This is a genomic window from Polaromonas sp. P1_E3, assembly GCF_056405935.1.
In genome coordinates this window covers 1-1129 of record NZ_JBFUBD010000639.1, presented here as the reverse complement: position 1 = coordinate 1129, position 1129 = coordinate 1, and the positions used below count along the sequence as shown (strand labels likewise).

Sequence of the window (1129 nt, the reverse complement as noted above, 5' to 3'; positions counted from 1 at the left end):
GCGCAAGGGAGCCAATCAGGCGAAGTTGGCCTCGGCAAAACTCCAGTTCACCAGGTTGGAAAGAAAGGTTTCGACAAACTTCGGGCGCAGGTTACGGTAATCGATGTAGTAGGCGTGTTCCCAGACATCCACCGTGAGCAATGCCTTGTCGGCCGTCGTGAGTGGGGTGCCTGCGGCACCGGTGTTGACGATGTCAACAGTACCGTCGGCTTTTTTGACAAGCCAGGTCCAGCCGGAACCGAAATTACCAACGGCAGACTTGACGAAAGCCTCCTTGAATGCGGCGTAAGAGCCAAATTTGGCATTGATAGCCGCGGCCAGTGCGCCGCCAGGTTCGCCGCCGCCGGCGGGCTTCATGCAGTTCCAGAAGAAGGTGTGGTTCCATATCTGGGCCGCATTGTTGTAAACGCCACCGCTGGACTTTTTGACGATCTCTTCGAGCGTCATGGCTTCAAACTCGGTACCCTTTTGCAGGTTGTTGAGGTTCACCACATACGCATTGTGGTGCTTGCCATGGTGGTATTCAAAGGCTTCCTGGCTGTAATGCGGCGCCAGGGCGTCGATTGGGTACGGTAGCGGGGGGAGTTTGTGTTCCATGATTTTTTCCTCGTGGTGATGAATAAACTGCTTTTAACGATCTCATTGTAAAAACTAAATCAGTCTGCGCGCACAAACGGTCAAATCGACCTCGCCGTCTGCAAGGGTAGCGCGCACAGGCTGCCCTACCTGTGTATTTTCCCGGCTGGTAATAGGCTGACCTTGAAGGTCGGCAAGCCAGGCATATCCGCGCTTGAGGACCAGTTTTGGATCCAGCAATTCAAGCCGCAACTGTGCGCGCTCGACGCGCTGCCGGCCTCGCTGCAGGTTGCCTTGCACTTCGTGCGGAAAATCGCTGCCCAAGGCCTGAAGCTTGCGTTGCTCGTGCTGAAGTGCCGAACGCGCAGCCTGGCTCAGGCTCTGGCCGAGCCCCGTCAGGCGGGCATGCTGCCTGGTAACCAGATGCGACGGCCGGCTTATCCGGGAAGCCGCCCAGTCCAGGCGCTGATTGTGCGACTCCAGTTGCCGGTCTACGCCGTTTTGCAGCCGCGACAGGGCCAGGTCCAGCGCGCTCAGCCAGACAGTTTGGGGC

The 1129-nt window shown here is 57.8% G+C and carries 2 protein-coding genes; both read right to left on the bottom strand.

Translation table 11 applies throughout. The annotated features are described in order from the left end of the window. Positions 1 to 15 precede the first annotated feature (15 nt). The gene (locus AC1D0Z_RS22415; RefSeq protein ID WP_477660349.1) at positions 16 to 597 is read right to left on the bottom strand and encodes a Fe-Mn family superoxide dismutase; all 582 of its coding nucleotides are present in this window, start codon (positions 595 to 597) and stop codon (positions 16 to 18) included. 54 nt (positions 598 to 651) lie between these two features. Further along, a partial coding sequence (locus tag AC1D0Z_RS22410) for an exodeoxyribonuclease VII large subunit (RefSeq protein ID WP_477660348.1) occupies positions 652 to 1129 on the bottom strand: 478 nt, incomplete at its 5' end.